The sequence below is a fragment of the Campylobacter sp. genome, from assembly GCF_019423325.1.
In the GTDB taxonomy this organism is placed as follows: domain Bacteria; phylum Campylobacterota; class Campylobacteria; order Campylobacterales; family Campylobacteraceae; genus Campylobacter_B.
In genome coordinates, this window is the sequence record NZ_JAHZBQ010000002.1 from 124,461 (window position 1) to 141,796 (window position 17,336).

General features: G+C 46.0%; 20 protein-coding genes and 1 pseudogene. 2 read left to right on the top strand and 19 right to left on the bottom strand.

Annotation, left to right across the window (positions count from 1 at the left end; translation table 11 throughout):
• The first annotated feature begins 121 nt into the window (after positions 1-121).
• The gene (locus QZ367_RS05440) at positions 122-850 is read left to right on the top strand and encodes a hypothetical protein (RefSeq protein WP_291938372.1); all 729 of its coding nucleotides are present in this window, start codon (positions 122-124) and stop codon (positions 848-850) included.
• A gap of 234 nt (positions 851-1,084) precedes the next feature.
• Here QZ367_RS05440 and trxB read toward each other — a convergent pair whose 3' ends face one another.
• The 18 genes and pseudogenes from trxB to mqnP form a co-directional block, all read right to left on the bottom strand.
• Positions 1,085-2,029, bottom strand: a complete 945-nt coding sequence (gene trxB / locus QZ367_RS05445; protein WP_291938374.1) for a thioredoxin-disulfide reductase — start codon at positions 2,027-2,029, stop codon at positions 1,085-1,087.
• Between the two features lie 113 nt (positions 2,030-2,142).
• On the bottom strand, positions 2,143-2,457 hold the full coding sequence (gene trxA, locus QZ367_RS05450) for a thioredoxin (protein WP_291938377.1): 315 nt from the start codon (positions 2,455-2,457) through the stop codon (positions 2,143-2,145).
• 70 nt (positions 2,458-2,527) lie between these two features.
• Positions 2,528-2,866, bottom strand: a complete 339-nt coding sequence (locus tag QZ367_RS05455) for a YraN family protein (RefSeq protein WP_291938379.1) — start codon at positions 2,864-2,866, stop codon at positions 2,528-2,530.
• Position 2,867: 1 nt separating this feature from the next.
• A complete protein-coding gene (locus tag QZ367_RS05460) occupies positions 2,868-4,136 on the bottom strand; it encodes a homoserine dehydrogenase (protein ID WP_291938381.1) in 1,269 nt (422 codons plus the stop codon).
• On the bottom strand, positions 4,136-5,341 hold the full coding sequence (locus tag QZ367_RS05465; protein WP_291938383.1) for an LL-diaminopimelate aminotransferase: 1,206 nt from the start codon (positions 5,339-5,341) through the stop codon (positions 4,136-4,138). Before QZ367_RS05465 ends, QZ367_RS05460 begins: the two co-directional genes overlap by 1 nt.
• Positions 5,342-5,866: 525 nt before the next feature.
• Positions 5,867-6,886: a hypothetical protein gene (locus QZ367_RS05470; protein ID WP_291938385.1), complete on the bottom strand. Its 1,020-nt coding sequence runs from the start codon at positions 6,884-6,886 to the stop codon at positions 5,867-5,869.
• Positions 6,858-7,559 carry a 23S rRNA (guanosine(2251)-2'-O)-methyltransferase RlmB gene (gene rlmB / locus QZ367_RS05475; RefSeq protein ID WP_291938386.1) on the bottom strand — a complete coding sequence of 234 codons (702 nt, stop codon included), beginning with the start codon at positions 7,557-7,559 and terminating at the stop codon, positions 6,858-6,860. The genes QZ367_RS05470 and rlmB overlap by 29 nt, the downstream gene beginning before the upstream one ends.
• 35 nt (positions 7,560-7,594) lie before the next feature.
• Complete coding sequence (rsmI, locus tag QZ367_RS05480; RefSeq protein ID WP_291938387.1) at positions 7,595-8,410, bottom strand: 16S rRNA (cytidine(1402)-2'-O)-methyltransferase; 816 nt, start codon at positions 8,408-8,410, stop codon at positions 7,595-7,597.
• On the bottom strand, positions 8,411-8,611 hold the full coding sequence (gene rpmE, locus QZ367_RS05485) for a 50S ribosomal protein L31 (RefSeq protein ID WP_177387662.1): 201 nt from the start codon (positions 8,609-8,611) through the stop codon (positions 8,411-8,413).
• A gap of 330 nt (positions 8,612-8,941) precedes the next feature.
• Positions 8,942-9,598 carry a 16S rRNA (uracil(1498)-N(3))-methyltransferase gene (locus QZ367_RS05490; protein WP_291939272.1) on the bottom strand — a complete coding sequence of 219 codons (657 nt, stop codon included), beginning with the start codon at positions 9,596-9,598 and terminating at the stop codon, positions 8,942-8,944.
• Complete coding sequence (locus QZ367_RS05495; RefSeq protein WP_291938389.1) at positions 9,598-10,080, bottom strand: hypothetical protein; 483 nt, start codon at positions 10,078-10,080, stop codon at positions 9,598-9,600. The genes QZ367_RS05490 and QZ367_RS05495 overlap by 1 nt, the downstream gene beginning before the upstream one ends.
• 377 nt (positions 10,081-10,457) lie before the next feature.
• Positions 10,458-10,679, bottom strand: coding sequence for a hypothetical protein (locus tag QZ367_RS05500; RefSeq protein ID WP_291938390.1), 222 nt, complete (start codon positions 10,677-10,679; stop codon positions 10,458-10,460).
• Positions 10,679-11,260, bottom strand: coding sequence for a 6-carboxytetrahydropterin synthase (locus QZ367_RS05505; RefSeq protein ID WP_291938392.1), 582 nt, complete (start codon positions 11,258-11,260; stop codon positions 10,679-10,681). Before QZ367_RS05505 ends, QZ367_RS05500 begins: the two co-directional genes overlap by 1 nt.
• Positions 11,257-11,955 carry a 4Fe-4S cluster-binding domain-containing protein gene (locus tag QZ367_RS05510; RefSeq protein ID WP_291939275.1) on the bottom strand — a complete coding sequence of 233 codons (699 nt, stop codon included), beginning with the start codon at positions 11,953-11,955 and terminating at the stop codon, positions 11,257-11,259. The genes QZ367_RS05505 and QZ367_RS05510 overlap by 4 nt, the downstream gene beginning before the upstream one ends.
• 24 nt (positions 11,956-11,979) lie before the next feature.
• A pseudogene (locus QZ367_RS05515) lies at positions 11,980-12,222 on the bottom strand (7-carboxy-7-deazaguanine synthase QueE); the annotation flags it as partial.
• The gene (moaA, locus tag QZ367_RS05520; RefSeq protein ID WP_291938394.1) at positions 12,219-13,184 is read right to left on the bottom strand and encodes a GTP 3',8-cyclase MoaA; all 966 of its coding nucleotides are present in this window, start codon (positions 13,182-13,184) and stop codon (positions 12,219-12,221) included. The gene moaA and the pseudogene QZ367_RS05515, both read right to left, overlap by 4 nt.
• Before the next feature lie 80 nt (positions 13,185-13,264).
• On the bottom strand, positions 13,265-13,624 hold the full coding sequence (locus QZ367_RS05525; protein WP_291938395.1) for a hypothetical protein: 360 nt from the start codon (positions 13,622-13,624) through the stop codon (positions 13,265-13,267).
• 9 nt (positions 13,625-13,633) lie between these two features.
• Positions 13,634-14,503, bottom strand: a complete 870-nt coding sequence (gene mqnP, locus QZ367_RS05530; RefSeq protein ID WP_291938397.1) for a menaquinone biosynthesis prenyltransferase MqnP — start codon at positions 14,501-14,503, stop codon at positions 13,634-13,636.
• Between the two features lie 96 nt (positions 14,504-14,599).
• On the opposite strand from mqnP, the gene miaA reads away from it, so the two are divergent.
• The gene (gene miaA, locus QZ367_RS05535) at positions 14,600-15,505 is read left to right on the top strand and encodes a tRNA (adenosine(37)-N6)-dimethylallyltransferase MiaA (RefSeq protein WP_291938399.1); all 906 of its coding nucleotides are present in this window, start codon (positions 14,600-14,602) and stop codon (positions 15,503-15,505) included.
• 14 nt (positions 15,506-15,519) lie between these two features.
• On the opposite strand, the gene QZ367_RS05540 is transcribed toward miaA, so the two are convergent.
• The gene (locus QZ367_RS05540) at positions 15,520-17,331 is read right to left on the bottom strand and encodes a pentapeptide repeat-containing protein (protein ID WP_291938401.1); all 1,812 of its coding nucleotides are present in this window, start codon (positions 17,329-17,331) and stop codon (positions 15,520-15,522) included.
• Positions 17,332-17,336: the final 5 nt, after the last annotated feature.

Below are 17,336 nucleotides of genomic sequence, written 5' to 3' on the forward strand. Positions count from 1 at the left end.
TTATCTTTCATGCTTTTAGCCACATGCTTCTCGAATTTATCTCAAATTTAAGCTCTAAATTTATCCATTATTAAACAGAGATGGATAGCATTGCTCGTTAACTTTTCTTGAAGGAGCGAGTATGAAATACGTATTGGGCGCTGCGCTTGCGGCGTTGATTTTTGCAGGATGCGGCGATAACGATGTAGGACTTGTCAAAAACTACACCCTGCCGGATTTTGAATCTATGAGTATCGGTACAGCGATCGAAGGCTCGAAAATCTGCAAAAATATCACGTGGAGCAAAGAGGAAAACGGCGGATTAAAGACGGTCAAGATGGTCTGCGACGTGGATGTAGAGCAGAGGCTTAAATCATATAAACAAGAGATGTTAGACTCATCTTTAAAAAGGGTTATGACTTTTTATGAGGGCAAGGCTTACGACGCGCAGGGTTTGTTTAAGCTGGCAAAAGAATACTGCAAATTAAATGAAGCTAAATTTCAAGAAACACTTAAAAATCAAAGGCAAAATAGAATTTTTGAGGAGGAATGGAAGTCGGTCGATTGCGACGACAAATTAAAAGGGGAGATACTAAAAGAAAGCAATACCGAAATCTACATAGACTTTATTATGGAGTGCTTAAAAGCAGCCGTTTATTACTCGCAAATAACGGCAGAGCAGTTGGACGCGAGCTTCGGACATAAAGAAGGTGGATCATCAAAGCTTGCTATCGAGCTAAATTTTATCGTAAATGAGGGTAAAAGAGTAAGTCTGTCTGATAAATTTAAACTTATCACGAACGGTAAAGAAGATCCCGTAAATAAAATGAAGTCAAAAGATGTCATAGCAGGCTTCTACGAAAGGCAATAAACGCCTTATCTCGCAGCTAAATTTTATGAAATTTTAAAATTTAGCCGCTTTTTTATATCAAAATTTCATTCGAAATTTTATGCGTGGTTTTAAATTTTAAAGCGTGGCAGAAGCAGTTTTGCCCGCCGCGCCGTAAATCAAACAAAAGATTGTGCTCGAACCGCGCTAAAAAGCCGCAGAAAAAATGTAGAGCCCCGATGGATTTTGCTTCAAAATTCTACGCCGAAGATATACCTATTTATCGTGTCCTTGCAGATACGCAATCGCGCTAAGTGCAGCAACTGCGCCGTCGCCTGCCGCGCAAACGACCTGTTTAGGCGCATCCTGCCTCATATCGCCCGCCGCAAATAACCCGTGTACACTTGTTTGCATCTTTAAATTTACCGCGACCTGCCCGCCCGGCGTGACGTCGCAGATGAACTTGCCGCTTTCGTCTTTTAGCACCTCGTTTCGCACGTCAAGCCCCACGAATACGAAGATCCCGGGTAGCTGTAGCTCGCGCGCAGCGCCGCTTGTTTTATCCTTGACTACGACGCCAGTTACGCCGCTTGCATCGCCCTTGATCTGCTCTACGAGCGCGCTTGTAATGAGCTCGATATTCTCACTTTCGCGCACCTTTTGCACGGTCGAAGGCGCGGCGCGAAACTCGTCTCGGCGGTGGATCAGATAGACTTTAGAACAGATTTTAGCTAGATACAGAGCCTCCTCTAGCGCAGTATCGCCGCCGCCGAGGACGACAACCTCTTTGCCCTTGTAAAAAAACCCGTCGCAGGTCGCGCAAGTACTGACGCCGCGACCGAAGAACTCATCCTCGCCCTCGATCCCCGCGCGGCGCGGAGTAGAGCCCGTAGCTACGATAATGGCACGCGCGCGTCGTGTTTGATCGCCCTCGAGATAGATCGTAAAATTTCCATCGCCGTCTTTTGAGATGCGCAGTACGCGCACCATCTCATGCTTCAGCCCGAAGCGAAAGCACTGCTCTTGCCAAGGCGCCATAAAGCTCATCCCGTCGGTCACCGCGGCGACGCCCGGGTAGTTTTCCATCTCGGAGCTTGAGGTGATCTGCCCGCCGGGCATCCCCATCTCAAACATCACGACGTCCTTTAAACCGCCTCTTGTAGCATAAAGCCCCGCCGCTAGCCCTGCAGGGCCGCCGCCGATAATTGCTAAATCTAACATTTTTTCTCCTTAATTATTTTATTAAGTAAAGCCGTGGGCGTTAAATTTACGAATTTAATTAATAAAACGATGAGTGGGAGAGAAAAAAAGGGCGAAAGCCGCCCTTTTAAAATTTACAGAAGCGAGTTTAGTTTGTCGGCTATGATCTGCTTAGATTGCGCGCCAATGAGCTGAGCTTTTAGCTCGCCGTCTTTGAAAAATAGAATCGTAGGGATCGAGCGCACGCCGAACCGCACCGCCAAATCCTGCGCTTCGTCGGTATTTACTTTGCAAATTTTAGCCTTGCCCTCGTAATCGTTCGCAAGCTCCTCGATGATCGGGGCGATCATACGGCACGGCCCGCACCAAGGTGCCCAAAAATCGACTAGCGCGACACCCTCTTTAATAACGTCGAAATTCTCCGAAGTAAGCTCTATATACTTTCCCATAATGTTCTCCTTGTGTTAAAATTCTGCGGATTATAGTTCATTATCTTAAATAAATAATAAAAATTCTAATTCAAAAAGATATGTTGGCGATAAATTTTATCTGCTTTGGATAAACTTCCACGACGTCGATCTGCCACGGCTCCTCCGTATCGCAGTTCATCAGATAAAATTCCGCCGCCTTTAAAATTTTAGCCATCTTGACGCCAGTCACGCGCTCTGCGGCGTCATAATCGCCGCTCGTGGCCTTCACCTCGACGAAGTGCAAAATTCCGCCCTTACGCGCGATTATGTCGATCTCGCCGAAGCGGCAGCGGAAATTTCGCTTTAAAATTTCAAACCCTTCGCCGCGTAAAAATTCCGCCGCACGGTCCTCGCAGGCAAAGCCGAAAATGTATTCTTTTAAGCCCAAGCTAACTTTCTATCCTGATCATAAAAGGCTTTTGCGTGATAAAATTTTCGCCGCCGATCACGCTTATTGCGCGCTTTATGTCCTTCTCGCAGCACGTATGCGTCGTGAAAAACAGCGTCACTTCCTCATCCGTTTTGAGCTTTGGTTTTTGCAAAAAGCTGTCGATCGAAAGATCGTTTAAGCTCATAATGTTCGTAAGCTTCGCGAGCACGCCCTTCTCGTCGCGCACGCGCAGCCTGAAATAATACTTCGTGCGGATCTGTTCGCTCGGCAAAATTTGCATAAAATTTTCGCTCGGCAAAATTTTATATCCGAGCATCGGATTTTTATTATCGCGCGCGATGTCGATGAGATCGCTTATAACCGCACTTGCCGTAGCGCTTCCGCCCGCGCCCGGTCCGTAATACATACTCTCGCCGACGCAATCTCCGTAGATGCTCACGCCGTTCATCACGCCGTCTACTTTTGAGAGCATTTGATCCTTCGAAATGAGCGCGGGATGGACGCGCAGCTCGACTTTGTTGTCGTACGCGCGCTTAGCCACCGCAAGCAGCTTGATTATGAAGTCAAATTCGCGCGCAAAATAAATATCCTCCTGCGTGATCTCCTCGATCCCTTCTATTAGGATATCTTCCGGATCGCCGTGCACGCCGTATGCGATGCTAGCTAAGATCAAAAGCTTATGCGCCGCATCGAACCCACCGATGTCAAAGCTAGGATCGGCTTCGGCGTATCCGAGCTCTTGAGCTCGCTTTAGCGCGTCTTCAAATTTCTCGTTTTTTTGCATCATATTCGTAAGGATGAAGTTGCTCGTGCCGTTTACGATGCCGATTATTTTTTCGATACGATTGGCACTTAGCCCCTCGCGCAGGGTTTTGATAATCGGAATTCCGCCCGCTACGCTCGCTTCAAAGCCAAAAGGCGTATCGCCCGCCAAGGCCTGGAGCTTGTAGCGATGATAAGCCAAAAGCGCCTTATTTGCGGTAACGACCGCCTTTTTGCGCTTTAAAATTTCGCTTACGATCTCATAGGGCTTTTCTACCCCGCCCATAAGCTCTACAAAAACGTCGATATCGTCGCGCTCGACGATACTCCCAGCGTCGTTGCTAAGCGGAATTTGCACGCCCCTTTTTTTGCTCGTATCGCGCACGAGCCCGATTACGGGCTCTATGCTAACGCCTGCGCGCGCAAGGATGATATCTTTGTTTTTGATCAAAATGTTTGCAACTTCGCTACCTACGGTGCCGACGCCTAAAATCGCTACCTTCATCAGATCTCTTTCAAATATTTTTTTATATTTCTAGCAGCCTGGCGGGTCCTGTTTTCGTTTTCGATAAAAGCGATCCGCACGTAATCGTCTCCTGCCGCGCCAAAGCCCACGCCCGGGCTTACGGCGACGCGCGCCTTGGTAAGAAGCTGTTTGGAAAACTCCATACTCCTTAGATGAGCCGCCGCGGGCGGTAATTTCGCCCACGCGAACATCGACGCGCTAGGTTTTGCGATCTGCCAGCCCGCATCCGCAAAAGCGTCAATCAAAAAATTCCTACGCTTCTGATAGGTCGCGCGGATCTGCTCTACGCACTCTTGCGGCCCGTCCAGCGCGATCGTGGCGGCTACTTGGATCGGCGTAAACATGCCGTAATCAAACCACGACTTGATCTTTTTAAGCGCGGCTACGAGCTTTTTGTTGCCGCTAACAAAACCCACGCGCCAGCCCGCCATATTGTAGGTTTTAGAAAGCGTGTATGCCTCGACTGCGACATCCTTTGCGCCCTGGACCTCAAAGATCGACGGAGTTTTGTAACCCTCAAAAGCGATCTCTGCGTAAGCGATATCGCTGATGATATAAAACCGCTCCTGCCGCGCCATCGCCACGAGCCGCTCGTAGAAGCTCTTTTGCACGACGACGGTGGTGGGGTTGTGCGGGAAATTTACGACGACGTATTTTGGGCGCGGAATGCTTTCATCGAAGGTTTTTTGCAGATCGATGAAAAATTTGTTCTCATTAAAATTTAAATTTTCATCATAGGCAAGCGGGATTTTAACTACGTTACCGCCTGCGATGATGAAAGCTTGAGTGTGGATCGGATAGGCAGGATCGGGCACTACCGCGACATCACCCGGATTTACGATCGCGCTAGTTAAATGCACGAAGCCCTCTTTAGAGCCCATCACGGCGACAATCTCGCTTTCCGGATCTAAGATCACGCCGTATTTACGCTTGTACCAATTCGCGCACGCAAGTCGTAGCTTGTAGATGCCCTGGCTTACGGAGTAGCCGTGCGTTTTGTCCTTTTGCGCGCTTTCGCAAAGCTTGTCGATTATATGCTGCGGCGTCCTGCCGTCGGGATTGCCCATCGAAAAATCGATTATATCCTCGCCGGCTCTGCGCGCCGCCATTTTTATGGCATTGACCTCGGCAAAAACGTAATTGGGCAAACGCTCGATTTTTGAAAAACGAATTTCGTCAAACATCTCAAACCTCTTATCTTAAAGTAATTTTCAAGCCATATTTAAAATTTCGCGCCTTAAGCGCCGCGATCTGCTCGTGCCGCGCGAAAGCTAAAATTTCAAGCCTTTGTATCGATGCAGCGGCGCTTTTTATACTGCTCGAGCAATTTAAACTTTTACCTCGCTAAAATTTTAAAACCGCGGGGGCATTGATTGTTTAAATTTAGAGCATCACGACCCTTTGCGGCGCTGTTTAAATTTACGTCCGATCAAAACGATAACGATCAAAGCTGCCGTTTTGCAGGGCACCATGGACGGCGCCTCTTAAATTTAGCGCGCTACCGCAAGCGCCCGCACCGTTTGAAATTTTATCGCACCGTTAATTTTACCTACGCCGTTTAAAATTTTATCCAAGGCGGCGCAGTTTAAACCTTTTAAATTTACACTCGCGAATTTAAATTTAAACCGAGCGCCGTAGCAAGCCGAAATTTTACTCTCAGCGGCGGTAAAAGCCCTAAGAGCGAAGAGCCACGCACGAGAGCGAGGATTTTACCACTTTTTGCCCTTGTTTAGGCGCAGAAACTCATCGGCTGAAATTTTAGTGATATTGCCATCTTTAACGTGAAATTTTTGAGTGTTTCTTTCACTGAAAGTTACGTTTCCATCGGCTTTGCCGAGCTCAAACATCCCATGACCGGTAGAGATTAGTAGTTCCTCATCTTCTTGCGAAGCGACGACGTAAGGAGCATTTATGACCATCTCGCGCTTCTTACCACTTTTTAGATCGATGATGCCGATCCACATCTTACCGCGCGGGCTAAGCACGATATTTTTGCTGGGTGCGGGCGCGCTTTGCGTGGCGTTTTTGTCGGTAGAATTTTCCTCAGTCTTAATGCTCGCGCGCTCGATCCTGATAGAGCGGTCCAGCGCATTGAGCGAGCTTAAATTTTCATCCGCAACAGCGGCTGCATTGGCATCTGACTTTAATGCGAATTTTTCATCTGTAGCGTTGTGCGAAACGACGTCGATACCGATGTTTTCAAGCTTTTTTTGAGTATTGTTTACAATCGGAGCGTCAGAATAGGTGGTTTTGTTTTGCTCCCATAAAAGCGAGCCCAAAAAGTCGCCAAAACTTTTATAAAGTCCAAAATAAAAGATCGCGCCTATAATTAACACCATCACAAGCAGCCATAAAAGCCAACCGCCGCCGCTTTTGTTAGGGCTGACCCTTTGACCATAAACCTGCTCGACTTTAGCCTTTTTAACGGGCGCAAAGCTCGCTTTAGCGCTCTCAAACTCGCTAAGCCAGTCCGATAGATCCAGCCCAAACTCGCGCTCTAAAATTTTAATGTAACCCCTAACGTTAAAATTTGCTAGCTTCTCGAAGTCTTTGTTGATGATGTATTCTAAATTTTGCGCGTCGATGCGCGTAGTACGCGCTATCTCGATCAGATCCATAGATTTTAATTTATCCAGATCGCTGCTTTTTGGTTGCTGCGTTTGCTCCGGCTTCTCGATTTGTTCCGCCTGCTCGTCCGTATTATTTAACTTCTCTTTTATTTCTTCCATTTAAAATTCCATCGCATAGTATCGCAAATGCCGCGCTTACGTTAAGCGAGTCCCAGCCTTCGCGCATCTTTATCGATACCGCGCAGTCACATTTTTTAAGCGCTCTAGCGGGTATCCCCTCCTCTTCGTTCCCCATTACGAGTGCGTTTTTCGCGCCGAGCTCTAACTCCTTAAAGCTCGTCCCGCCCGCACTCGCGGCGTAAATTTCAAAGCCGCTTTGTTTAAGCTCGTTTAGCACGCTAAGCCCGTCTGCGGCCTTAACGACGTTTAGCTCATACGCCGCGCCCGAGCTTGCGCGCACTACGCCCGCCATATTTAGATTATTTGCGACGACGATCACGCTGTCCGCGCCCAAAGCATAGGCGCTACGCATTATCGCGCCGATGTTTCCGACATCGGTAAGCCCATAAAGGATCGGCACGAATTTATCGTCTTTAACGCTAGCTAGATCACCAAAGCTAAACTCCTCCACCTCGGCTAAAAAGCCTTGATGGTTGCCGCCGCGAACGAGGGCTTGAGCTTTTTTCGCATCGGCGCGCTCGATTTTTACGCCGGTCGCGGCGATCTTTTTAAAAATTTTTTTCTCGCACTCCTTTGCAAGGATGATGCGGATAAATTTCTGTGGATGCCGGTTTAAAAGGTGCAAAAACAGCTGCTTGCCGTAAATAATCATTTTGGGATTTTAGCGAAAAACGGTTAAAATATGACTTAGCGTATCAAATTTTTATATATTTCTTTGGCGGGTTCGCCGTTTATTTTTGAGAGCAGTTTCGCTTTTATTTTCGGCGCGATCTCAAGCGAAAGAATATCTTCTTGCGTGATTTTTTCAAAACTCTTTTCGCCCGCGCCGTCAATCACGACGCACCATTCGCCGTTTAAATTTGCGCCGTTTAGGCTGAATAGGACCTCTGCGGCGCTACCGAAAAATTTGGTTTCAAATTTTTTCGTAACTTCCTTGATCGCAAAAATTTTGCGCCGCGCGTCGATCCCTGCGATCTGCTCTATTAGCTTTATCACGCGCTTTGGGGATTCGTAAAGTACGCATGGATAGGGGCTTTGCATTAAATTTAAGATCTGAGCTTTGCGCTGCGCGCCGTCATTGTTCAAAAAGCCTAAAAAGCTAAATTCTTTCTCCACCAGTCCGCTTGCGGCGGCTGCGAGCAGCAGAGCGTTTGCACCGCTAAGCACCTCGTAAGCTACGCCGCTTCGCTGCGCAAATTTTACGAGCGTAATCCCCGGATCGCTGATGCATGGCATTCCCGCGTCGCTTACGTATGCGCAAGCTTTTTCGCGCAGAAGCGACGAATCAAAGCCCGCGAAAAACTCCGCTTCGTTGTGCGTGTGCAACGAGTAAAATTGTGAAATTTTAAATGAAATTTGAAATTTATCGGATAATAGGTTTAGAAGTTTTTTTGAAACCCTCGTATCCTCGCAGATTAGGATTTCGCAGCCTTGCAATACCTCAAGCGCGCGGCTCGAGATATCGCTTAGATTTCCTATCGGCGTAGGAATGAGATATAGCAACTATTTCATTCCGTATTTTTGCTTAAATTTCTCGACGCGGCCCGCGCTATCTACGATCTTCTCGCTACCTGTGAAAAACGGATGGCAGTTGGAGCAGATATCGACGCGGATCTCAGGCTTGTTCGAGCGCGTTTTAAAGGTGTTTCCGCAAGCGCAGGTAACGGTCGTTTCGACAAAGTTTGGATGGATATCTTTTTTCATTTTTGATCCTTTTTGATGATTTTAAAAGGCAGCGATTATACAACTTTTTTATCTAAAAAGCAAATTTAAAGGGTTTTAAAAAACTCTCGGTAAAGCGGCAATTTTTTCTCGATCATGCTTTTTAAGCGCGAAGAATTTTAAAATTTAGCCCAATTTGCGAGTAAAATTTTGATTTACCGCGGCATGCAAAATACAGCGCGCAAAGATACGCCGCAGCGAATACGTGCCGCGCGTTAAGCCGCTGATAAACATAACAGGTCGCGCAAGGCAAAATTTAAATTCCAAAATTTAAAGCGCACGACTTTTTAAATTTTAAAATTTTCCGAGCGTTTAAAACATCAGCTTCGCGCAAGTTGCGATCAGCGCGGTGTTTGAGCGCAAAATATAAGGGCTATTAAGCGCATAGGCGTTTTTAAATTTCTCCCTTTCGCGCGGCGAAAATCCGCCCTCGGGGCCTACGAACGCGATCTCATCGCCGCCGAAAATGTCGATGTTCTTGCCGCCAAAATCGATCAGGCTTACGTTTTCATATCTTTGCGCTAGCTCGTCCGAGCCGCTTAAGACCTCGATCTGCATGATGGAATTTCGCCCGCATTGTTGAGATGAGTTGATCAAAATCCGCTCTATCCTCTGCATATCGAGCCGCACGTTTTTCTGCGACAGATCGGCATATACCAAAACAAGCCGCCCGACGCCCATCTCGTTTAGCGCAGGCAGGCTCTTTTCGATCACGGCGCTCTCGACGACCGCCCAAGCGACGCAAAAATCGTGGCTCGGCATAAAAACGGAGCTTTTAAAAACTAAATTCAGAGCCGCGCCCTTGCGCGAAATTTCGGCGATCTCATATAGATAACTCGCCCCGTCCTTTAGGTTTCGTACGTCTATGCGCTCGCCCGCCCTTGCTCGCCTGGCCTTTAGGTGCAAAAACTGATCATTCTGCAAAATCAGGCTCTGTTCGCCTGCAAGCTTATCGTAAAAATATACCATCAAATAACACTCGCTATCAAAATTATCGCTAAGTTTAGCCCCAAAATCAGCCGCATTTTACGCTGATACGGCGCAAAGTTTTGGCTTAGATACGCGATTTTTAGCCGTTTGAAAGACGCTGCGCTAAGCGCGATCATCGCTAGCGATCCGACCGCCATAAAGTAAATTTTAAAGCTCAGATCAAAGCGCAGCACCGGCAGCATCACGCTTCCGCTAATTATAAGCGCCGCGAGAGTCGCATAATATATCGGCAAAAACAGCCTGATGCGCCTAAGAAATCTAAGTCCCGATCTGCTCTTTTGCTTTAAATTTTCAGCTTGCGGCGCGGAAGCGGCGGGATTTAAAGCCTCTTTGCGCGGGCAAAATTCTGCCGCCGCATCGATCTTAAGCTGGGTAAAAATCAGATAAATTATCGTTAAAATCGCCGCAGCTAGCGCGAAAAATTTATGAAAACCCAGGGCGCTTTGATACAGATAATCCATCACTTCCGCCGAGGGGTTAAATTTGCAGTATAAAATTTTGCGCGGCTAGAGCCGAAACGACCGAATTTCAACGCAAATTTTTTCGGCGCGAGATAAAGCAGACCTGCTCCGCGCCTTTGAAATTTTAAAAACCATTCAAAGCGGCTGCGGATATTTATTGCTTTAAAATTTATCCTGCTGGCTTCTAATCGCTGTTTCGCGCAGTATTTCTCGTGCCAAGAATGAAATTTTGCGGATAGAGCTTTATGAAATTTAAAATTTCTTTGCGTAGATCGCACGGGTAAAAATGACGCTAAAATCGCGCTTGCGTGCCGCATACGAACCACGCAAATTTTAAAAATTTTCAAATTTAGCCGCCGATTTTTCAACGCTCCGTCCTATTCAGTCACCGGAAGCGGCGGCATATCGGCGTTTATATCGACTTTGGGCTCGCTAGGCGCGATAGGCACGTCCTTTGGCACCTCGCTATCTACCGGCGGCTTTTGCAAGGTGTCCTTTTTCTCATCGTCGCAGCCGCCCAAAGCAAGCGCGCAGACAAAGATCGCGCATGTGGCAAAAACGCGCACAAATCCCGCGCCAAATTTAAAGAAATTTCTCATCAGCAATCCTTTGGATAGATGATTTTTTCGCCGCGCAGTAGCTTTTGCCAAAGCTCCGGCTGCCTCCACTCCTCGCGCACGGCCGGCGAGAATTCTATCTCTTCCAGCGCGATCTCGCCCATCTGCGCATTGTAGGCGTCCTCGCGGAAGCACTGCGCGTAGCCGGTGGCCGTTTCGTGCACGATGACGCTGTGAAGCTTTACTTCGCGCTCGCCGTTTTGCATCTGAGTTAGGCTCAAAAGTCGGTCCACAAGGACGAAAAAAATTCTACAAAACTGCTCCGCACTCGGATTTAGCGGTATCTGCACCCAGCGCGCGCTGTGTTTTTTAAGATCCGCGATATAGCCCGCATCGTCACGCGCATAGATCGTCGTGGCGTGATCGAAACTATCGATAAGCTCGCGGATACCGAGCTTCATATAGCCAAAGTCGTAAACCATACCCGCCTCATCTAAAAAATTTGAGCTAAGCAAAATTTCGCATCTGTAGGAGTGGCCGTGGATGCTCGTGCGGCACCGCTTCGAGCCGCACAGGCGCACGATGTGAGCGTTTTCGAATTCGTATAATTTCCTAATTATCATACCCCGTCCTTCTCGCCCCAAATTCTAATATGCAGGCGATCGGAGTAATTATAGCCGTTTTTTAGGCAAAAATCCACGCAAAATTGCGCGCCGCTTTCCAGCTCGCGACGATCTGCGCCGCGCGGCATGCAATAAACCTCGCTCTCGCACGCCGCTAAAATTTCTCTGATCTCGGGCTGCGCGTCAAACTCGGGCGAGATGACGAACTTGTAAAAGCTATCTTTTGCGTTTTTCTTTAAATTTCGTAGCGCGGCGAAGTTTAACCTGCGTTCGCGCGGCTCGGCGGAGTTTGAGAGCTTAGGCGAGACCGCAAAAACACAGCTTTTATAGGCGGAGAATTTTTCAAAATCCACTAAAATCGTGCCGTTGGTCTCAAAATGCACTTCGTATCCGCGCGCTAGCAGCTCGCAGACAAACTCGTAAAATAGCGCCTCTTTGTGATGCAACATCGGCTCGCCGCCAGTGATAACGACGATCGGCTTTTGATAAAGCTTAGCGCTCTGCGGCGAGGCGGAGCTTTGCGGCTTTAAATTTGAGGAATTTTTCGCCGCAAAATTTAAAGAATTTTCACTTGTTAAATTTAAAGATTTTTCTGCGCTACCGTTTGAGCGAGGAGGCGTTTGTGCGGCGGCGGAATTTAACGTATCGCTTTTAGAAAAAGCTTCGGCGGCGCAAAAACCCTGCGCAGAGCACACGGGCTCAGAACAGGACAAATCAGATAAATTTGGAATTTTATTCAAAAGCTGCGCTAAATTTAAAATTTCTTCGTGCTCGAAGTGGCTCGTAAAAACCGCGCGGATCGTATCGCAGCCGCGCAAGATCTCGCCGGTCTTTGGCGAAATGCGCGCGCCGCCGAAGCCCGCACAGCGCAGATTACAGCCCGCGAAACGAAAGAAAAACGCGAGCCTGCCTGCGTATTTGCCCTCGCCCTGGATACTTAAAAAGCTCTCTACGAGCCTCATCCGCCCGTCTCGTAAAATGCGCGGCTTGAAATTTCATTCGAAGCGTCCGTTTGCCAGCGATTTTTTTCGGGCTTATTCGCTAAAATTTTAGCCAAAATTTCGGCGGCTGCGCCAATGTTGCCCTCTTTGACCGCCTTTTTGATACTTAGCGCGTCCTCGAAGTAAAGACACGGGATCAAAAGCCCCTCGGCGCTTAGTCTGATGCGGTTGCAGCTCTCGCAAAAATCGTGCTTGTGCGGATCGATGATGCCGAAGGTGTAGCCGTCCCCGAGCGCGTAAAGCGACGCGGGCGAACTTTGTGATTTCGGCAGAGCGGTAAAGATAAATTTACGCCTTAAAATATCTAAAATTTCACTCGATTTTAAGCCTGTAAGATCGCCGGCATGGGTGTTTTCCATAAATTCTATGAAGCGAATCTGACAATCCTTCTCGCGGGCAAATTCTAGCAAATAAATAAGCTCGTCGTCGTTGATGCCTTTTAGCGCGACAGTGTTTAGCTTGACTTTTAATCCCGCTTCAAGCGCAGCGTCAAGGCCTTCTAAGACGTTATAAAGCACGCCTCGCTGAGCTATAAATTTAGCCCGCTCCGGACGCAGCGAGTCAAGCGACATATTGATGCGCTTTAGCCCGGCGTCTTTCAGGGCGCGTGCGTAGTTTTTGAGATAATATCCGTTGGTGGTAAGCGCAAGATCGATACCCGGAGCGTAATCCGCGATCATCTTTATAAAATCCTCGATCCCCTTTCGCACCAGCGGTTCGCCGCCGGTGATACGGATCTTTTTTACGCCGCCGTCGATCGCAACTTTGACGAATAAAAACATCTCCTCAAAGCTTAAAATATTCTCTCGCGGCACCCAATTAAACGGCGTGCTCGGCATGCAATATCTGCATCTGAAATTACACCGCTGCGTAACCGAAATGCGCAAATAATCGATCGTTCGTCCAAATTTATCAATTAGCATATTTTGCCTTAATATCAATTTGCGGCGATTATATAAAAAACAAAGCGATTTTGCAAAATTTTATTTTTATATTGCTCTGGCTATTTTCTTACCGAGCCGATGAGCTCTTTAAGCTGATCTAGTAGCGGTCTGATCTGCTTTTCTACCCGCTCGTCGATCATCGTAGGCACTACATCTAGTCTCTGTTCTATCGTCTCGTCGATTACGTCGGCAATCGCGTTTATATCGATATTAGGAGCGACTTTGCCGCCCGAATCGATCATCTCTTTTATCTCCTCGACCTTCTTTTTAAGCAGATAATTTTCCTGCATAGCATCGGTCAACACCTGATCGAAGCGCTCGAATTTTTTATCCGCTTGCTTATCCTTAAAATATATGACGAAAAACATCAAAAATATAACTACGCAGAGTCCTAAAATGATGATAGTGTTAAGATCCATAGGGGTTCCTTAAAATAAATTTACAAAAATAAAAGCGAAAAACGCAATGCCCAAGTAGCCGTTGAGCGTGAAAAACGCACGATCGATCTTGCCAAAATCTTTCTGCACGATCTTATGCTCGAAGTACAGGATCGCCGCGCACGCAGCCACGCCCAGATAGGCAAAAAAGCCTAAATTTGCCGCTGCGCAAAACAGCAGCCAAAAAAGCACCGCCACGGCGTGAAAAATTTTAGAGATAAACATCGACGCTTCCTTGCCGTAAAGCGCAGGGATGCTGTAAAGCCCAGCCGTGCGGTCAAATTCCATATCTTGAAGCGAATACAACACGTCAAAGCCGCCTACCCAAAATACTACTCCAAAGCATAGCAGCACCGACCAGAGCGGAATTCCGCCACTAACGGCGATCGCCCCCGCAATCGGCGCAAGCCCCAGGCAAAAGCCGAGCATCAAATGCGCAGTCTCGCTAAAGCGCTTAAAATATGAATACCCGCCTAACGCCGCTAAAATCGGCACCGAAAGCTTAAGCGCCAAAGGATTTATAAGCGCCGAAACCGCTATGAAAACCACCGCGTTTGCGATGATGAAAAGCAGCAAATTCCCGCGTCCGATCCGTCCGTCCACGCTGGGGCGCGAAGCGCAACGCGGATTGGCGCGGTCGATATCTTCGTCCAAGTAGCGATTTAGAGCCATTGCGAAGCTTCTAGCGCTCACCGCGCATAAAATCCCCAAAAAAAGCAATTTCCAGCCGAACCATACTGAGCCGCTTTGCAGCTTGCTCGCGGTAATCATCGCCGTAAAGATAAACGGCAACGCGAAAACCGAGTGTTTAAAAACTATTAATTCGTTGATATCGGATAAAATTTCTTTAAATTTAGCCATTTTGCCCCTTATTTTGGGCACCATTGTATCAAAAAAAAGTAAGAATAGCTCTAAATTTGATATAATTTGAACGAAAAATTTACGAAAGGAAACGCCTTGAGCCAAAATCAAAACTCGCACGCAAGCCCACAGATCGCGATCATCGGCACTACCGCAAGCGGCAAAAGCGATCTTGCGCTAAGCATCGCGCGAAAAACCGGCGCTGTGATTTTGAGCCTTGACTCACTCTGCATTTATCGGCAGATCGACATCGCAAGCGCTAAGCCAGGCGAGGAGGAGCTGCGCGAGATCAAGCACTTCGGCGTAAATTTAATCTACCCAAACGAGTACTTCAGCGTCGGCGAGTTTATCAAAGAATACACAGCCGTGCGGGCTTTTGCAGGGCGTAGCGGCGTGCCTTTGATAATAACGGGCGGCAGCGGGTTTTATCTCAAAGCGATGCTAAGCGGGCTGGCGCCGAAGGTTCCCGATTTTAAAAGCGAAATTTCAAACGATGAAATTTACGCTCTAGCGCAGCAGATCGATCCGGAATTTGCCGCAAAGCTTAGCGCGGCAGACAGCTTTCGTTTAAAAAAATGGCTAAGCATCTATAAATTTTGCGGCGGGGCGCCGAGTAAATTTCTGCGCGAAAACACCGCCGCGCCCGTCATTTCGGATATTAAAATTTTTGAGATCGACGCGCCCAAGCAATGGCTTGCGCAGCGTATCGAAGCACGCACGAAGGCGATGTTTGAGCGAGGGCTTTTGGAGGAGGCGGAGCTTTTATTTGCTCGCTACGGTACGGAATGCAGGGCGCTAGGCTGCATCGGGCTAAAGGAGTGCGGGCAGCTTTTGCGCGGGCAGATCTCACGGGCGCAGTGCGAGCAGCTCGTGAGCCTGCACACGACACAGCTTGCAAAGCGCCAACGCACCTTCAACCGCTCGCAGTTCGCGGATAAAATTTCAGCACCGCCGCAAGAGCTGGAGCGTGAAATTTTAAAATTTCTTCGCCGCAAGATTTAAAAGACCCATGCTGTTTAACTAGGTACGATGGAGTTACGACGCGCCGTTTTTGTAAGAGAGTAAATAATCAAAAGCATGATAAAAGCATAAACCAAATAGCCAGCTTTTGATATTTTTTTAGATATTTCCGAAATTTCATCATCCAAAAGAATGTTATAAATTTGCACATATTTTTTATCATTCGTAGATTCTTCTAAATATGCGGAAGGACAAAAATAACTGAATACATTTAATCTTTCTTCGGGTTTTGATTGGTTATTTTCGCTGTCTATTTGCTTTAGAATTGCAAGGCGATGATTCGCAATTAGTTTAATATCATAATCCACACTTTTGCCGCTATTAATCTTTATTAAATTCAAAATTTCCTTTGGCGCACTTTCATTGTTTTCTAATACATAATTTCTAAATTTATCGGGCTCTATTTTTGTGCTTTGAAATATCCCGCTAAATGGATTAAAAAGTTCTGGTTTAACCAATAAAAACATTATAAAGCAAACATAAATAAAAATATGAAAAACGTAAGAGATTTTGTATCCCATCTTCTCAGAGATATAGGTATATCCACAAATAAGGAACAAAAATATAAAAATAAATGTGCCTGTAGTATTGATGATATCATTTAATTCCGATAAAAATGAATAATGTAAAAAAGAACTGGAAATAAGTTGGAACATATCGATAAGAAAGATTGGAAATATTGGGATAATTATGAGATCTTTCCACATTTGAGTGTCTGTCTCTCTAATCCGAATTGTGAACATAACTGCTATAAAGATAAAAGCAAATAAAGGAAATAACAGATTAAGCTCCTCTTTTTCCAAGCAGACTTCTAAACATACATACAAACAAGGAAAAAGCAAATTTAAGACTCCATAAACCATTACAATAGTGACGGCAAAATTAATGATCTTTACGAGATTTGAATGATGGTCGCTCGTAACACGATAAAGTTTTAATAGCATTAAATCTATAAAATTTTTAATATTCTTTCTTGCCGGATCTTTGGATTCTTTATTTTTAAGGTCGTCCTCTAGCTCTATCTCTTTACAATATAATTCGGAAACGCAGTATCTTATAGCATCAAGATGATTCCCCGTTTTAGTCGCTGTATTTTTTAAAACTCTAAAACTATCGCGGAAGTCATTCGCCGCTTCTTTAACCGAACTATTTCTCGCAGCTTTAGTTATAGTCCGCTTCAAGTCCTTATACTCAAAGTCTAGCTTGGAATTTATTAAATTTAAATCCCCTTCAAATATGGTAGCGGAAAAATTTATGAAGTTTTTAAAACGAGTGCCGTAAAAAGACGCTAATTTTTTAAATATGCTCCCATGGAAATCTACGCAATTATCAAATACGATATTATTGAAATAAGCATTATCCTGAAATATAACGTTAGAAAAATTTATAGGCTTTGAATATTCCTTTTTACCGAACTTATCAAAACTTACCGCCTTTTCAAATATGCAATTTGAAAAATTGGCAATCTTATTAAATTCCGATTTCTCAAACGAAACATATTTTTTAAATTTAGAATTTTCAAATGAGATTACTTCTTTAAATTTACAACCAATAAAACTTATTTTTTCTCCTATAACTCCCGTTATATTTAGACTATAAAAATCACAATTTTGGAATTCTACCTCAAGCTCGCAAATAATTTTAGTCAAATTCAATACGCGATCTATTGCGCGAGGGCCATAGAAATTTTTAATAATATATTTTCCATTTTCCTCATCAATATGTTCCGCGATATTGGCAAGCTCTACATCTTTACCTATAAACCCTCTTGATTTTAAATCATCTAGCCGCTCTTTGGAATTTTTCATCTCAT

What these genes read in the sequence shown, in the direction of transcription:
- QZ367_RS05490 (WP_291939272.1), bottom strand. Translation starts at nt 9,598, where the DNA reads ATGGTATATTTTTACGATAAGCTTGCAGGCGAACAGAGCCTGATTTTG.
- QZ367_RS05525 (WP_291938395.1), bottom strand. Translation starts at nt 13,624, where the DNA reads ATGGATCTTAACACTATCATCATTTTAGGACTCTGCGTAGTTATATTT.
- QZ367_RS05470 (WP_291938385.1), bottom strand. Translation starts at nt 6,886, where the DNA reads ATGGAAGAAATAAAAGAGAAGTTAAATAATACGGACGAGCAGGCGGAA.
- mqnP (WP_291938397.1), bottom strand. Translation starts at nt 14,503, where the DNA reads ATGGCTAAATTTAAAGAAATTTTATCCGATATCAACGAATTAATAGTT.
- rpmE (WP_177387662.1), bottom strand. Translation starts at nt 8,611, where the DNA reads ATGAAAAAAGATATCCATCCAAACTTTGTCGAAACGACCGTTACCTGC.
- trxA (WP_291938377.1), bottom strand. Translation starts at nt 2,457, where the DNA reads ATGGGAAAGTATATAGAGCTTACTTCGGAGAATTTCGACGTTATTAAA.
- trxB (WP_291938374.1), bottom strand. Translation starts at nt 2,029, where the DNA reads ATGTTAGATTTAGCAATTATCGGCGGCGGCCCTGCAGGGCTAGCGGCG.
- QZ367_RS05440 (WP_291938372.1), top strand. Translation starts at nt 122, where the DNA reads ATGAAATACGTATTGGGCGCTGCGCTTGCGGCGTTGATTTTTGCAGGA.
- QZ367_RS05460 (WP_291938381.1), bottom strand. Translation starts at nt 4,136, where the DNA reads ATGAAGGTAGCGATTTTAGGCGTCGGCACCGTAGGTAGCGAAGTTGCA.
- QZ367_RS05500 (WP_291938390.1), bottom strand. Translation starts at nt 10,679, where the DNA reads ATGAGAAATTTCTTTAAATTTGGCGCGGGATTTGTGCGCGTTTTTGCC.
- moaA (WP_291938394.1), bottom strand. Translation starts at nt 13,184, where the DNA reads ATGCTAATTGATAAATTTGGACGAACGATCGATTATTTGCGCATTTCG.
- QZ367_RS05540 (WP_291938401.1), bottom strand. Translation starts at nt 17,331, where the DNA reads ATGAAAAATTCCAAAGAGCGGCTAGATGATTTAAAATCAAGAGGGTTT.
- rlmB (WP_291938386.1), bottom strand. Translation starts at nt 7,559, where the DNA reads ATGATTATTTACGGCAAGCAGCTGTTTTTGCACCTTTTAAACCGGCAT.
- QZ367_RS05505 (WP_291938392.1), bottom strand. Translation starts at nt 11,260, where the DNA reads ATGATAATTAGGAAATTATACGAATTCGAAAACGCTCACATCGTGCGC.
- QZ367_RS05465 (WP_291938383.1), bottom strand. Translation starts at nt 5,341, where the DNA reads ATGTTTGACGAAATTCGTTTTTCAAAAATCGAGCGTTTGCCCAATTAC.
- QZ367_RS05495 (WP_291938389.1), bottom strand. Translation starts at nt 10,080, where the DNA reads ATGGATTATCTGTATCAAAGCGCCCTGGGTTTTCATAAATTTTTCGCG.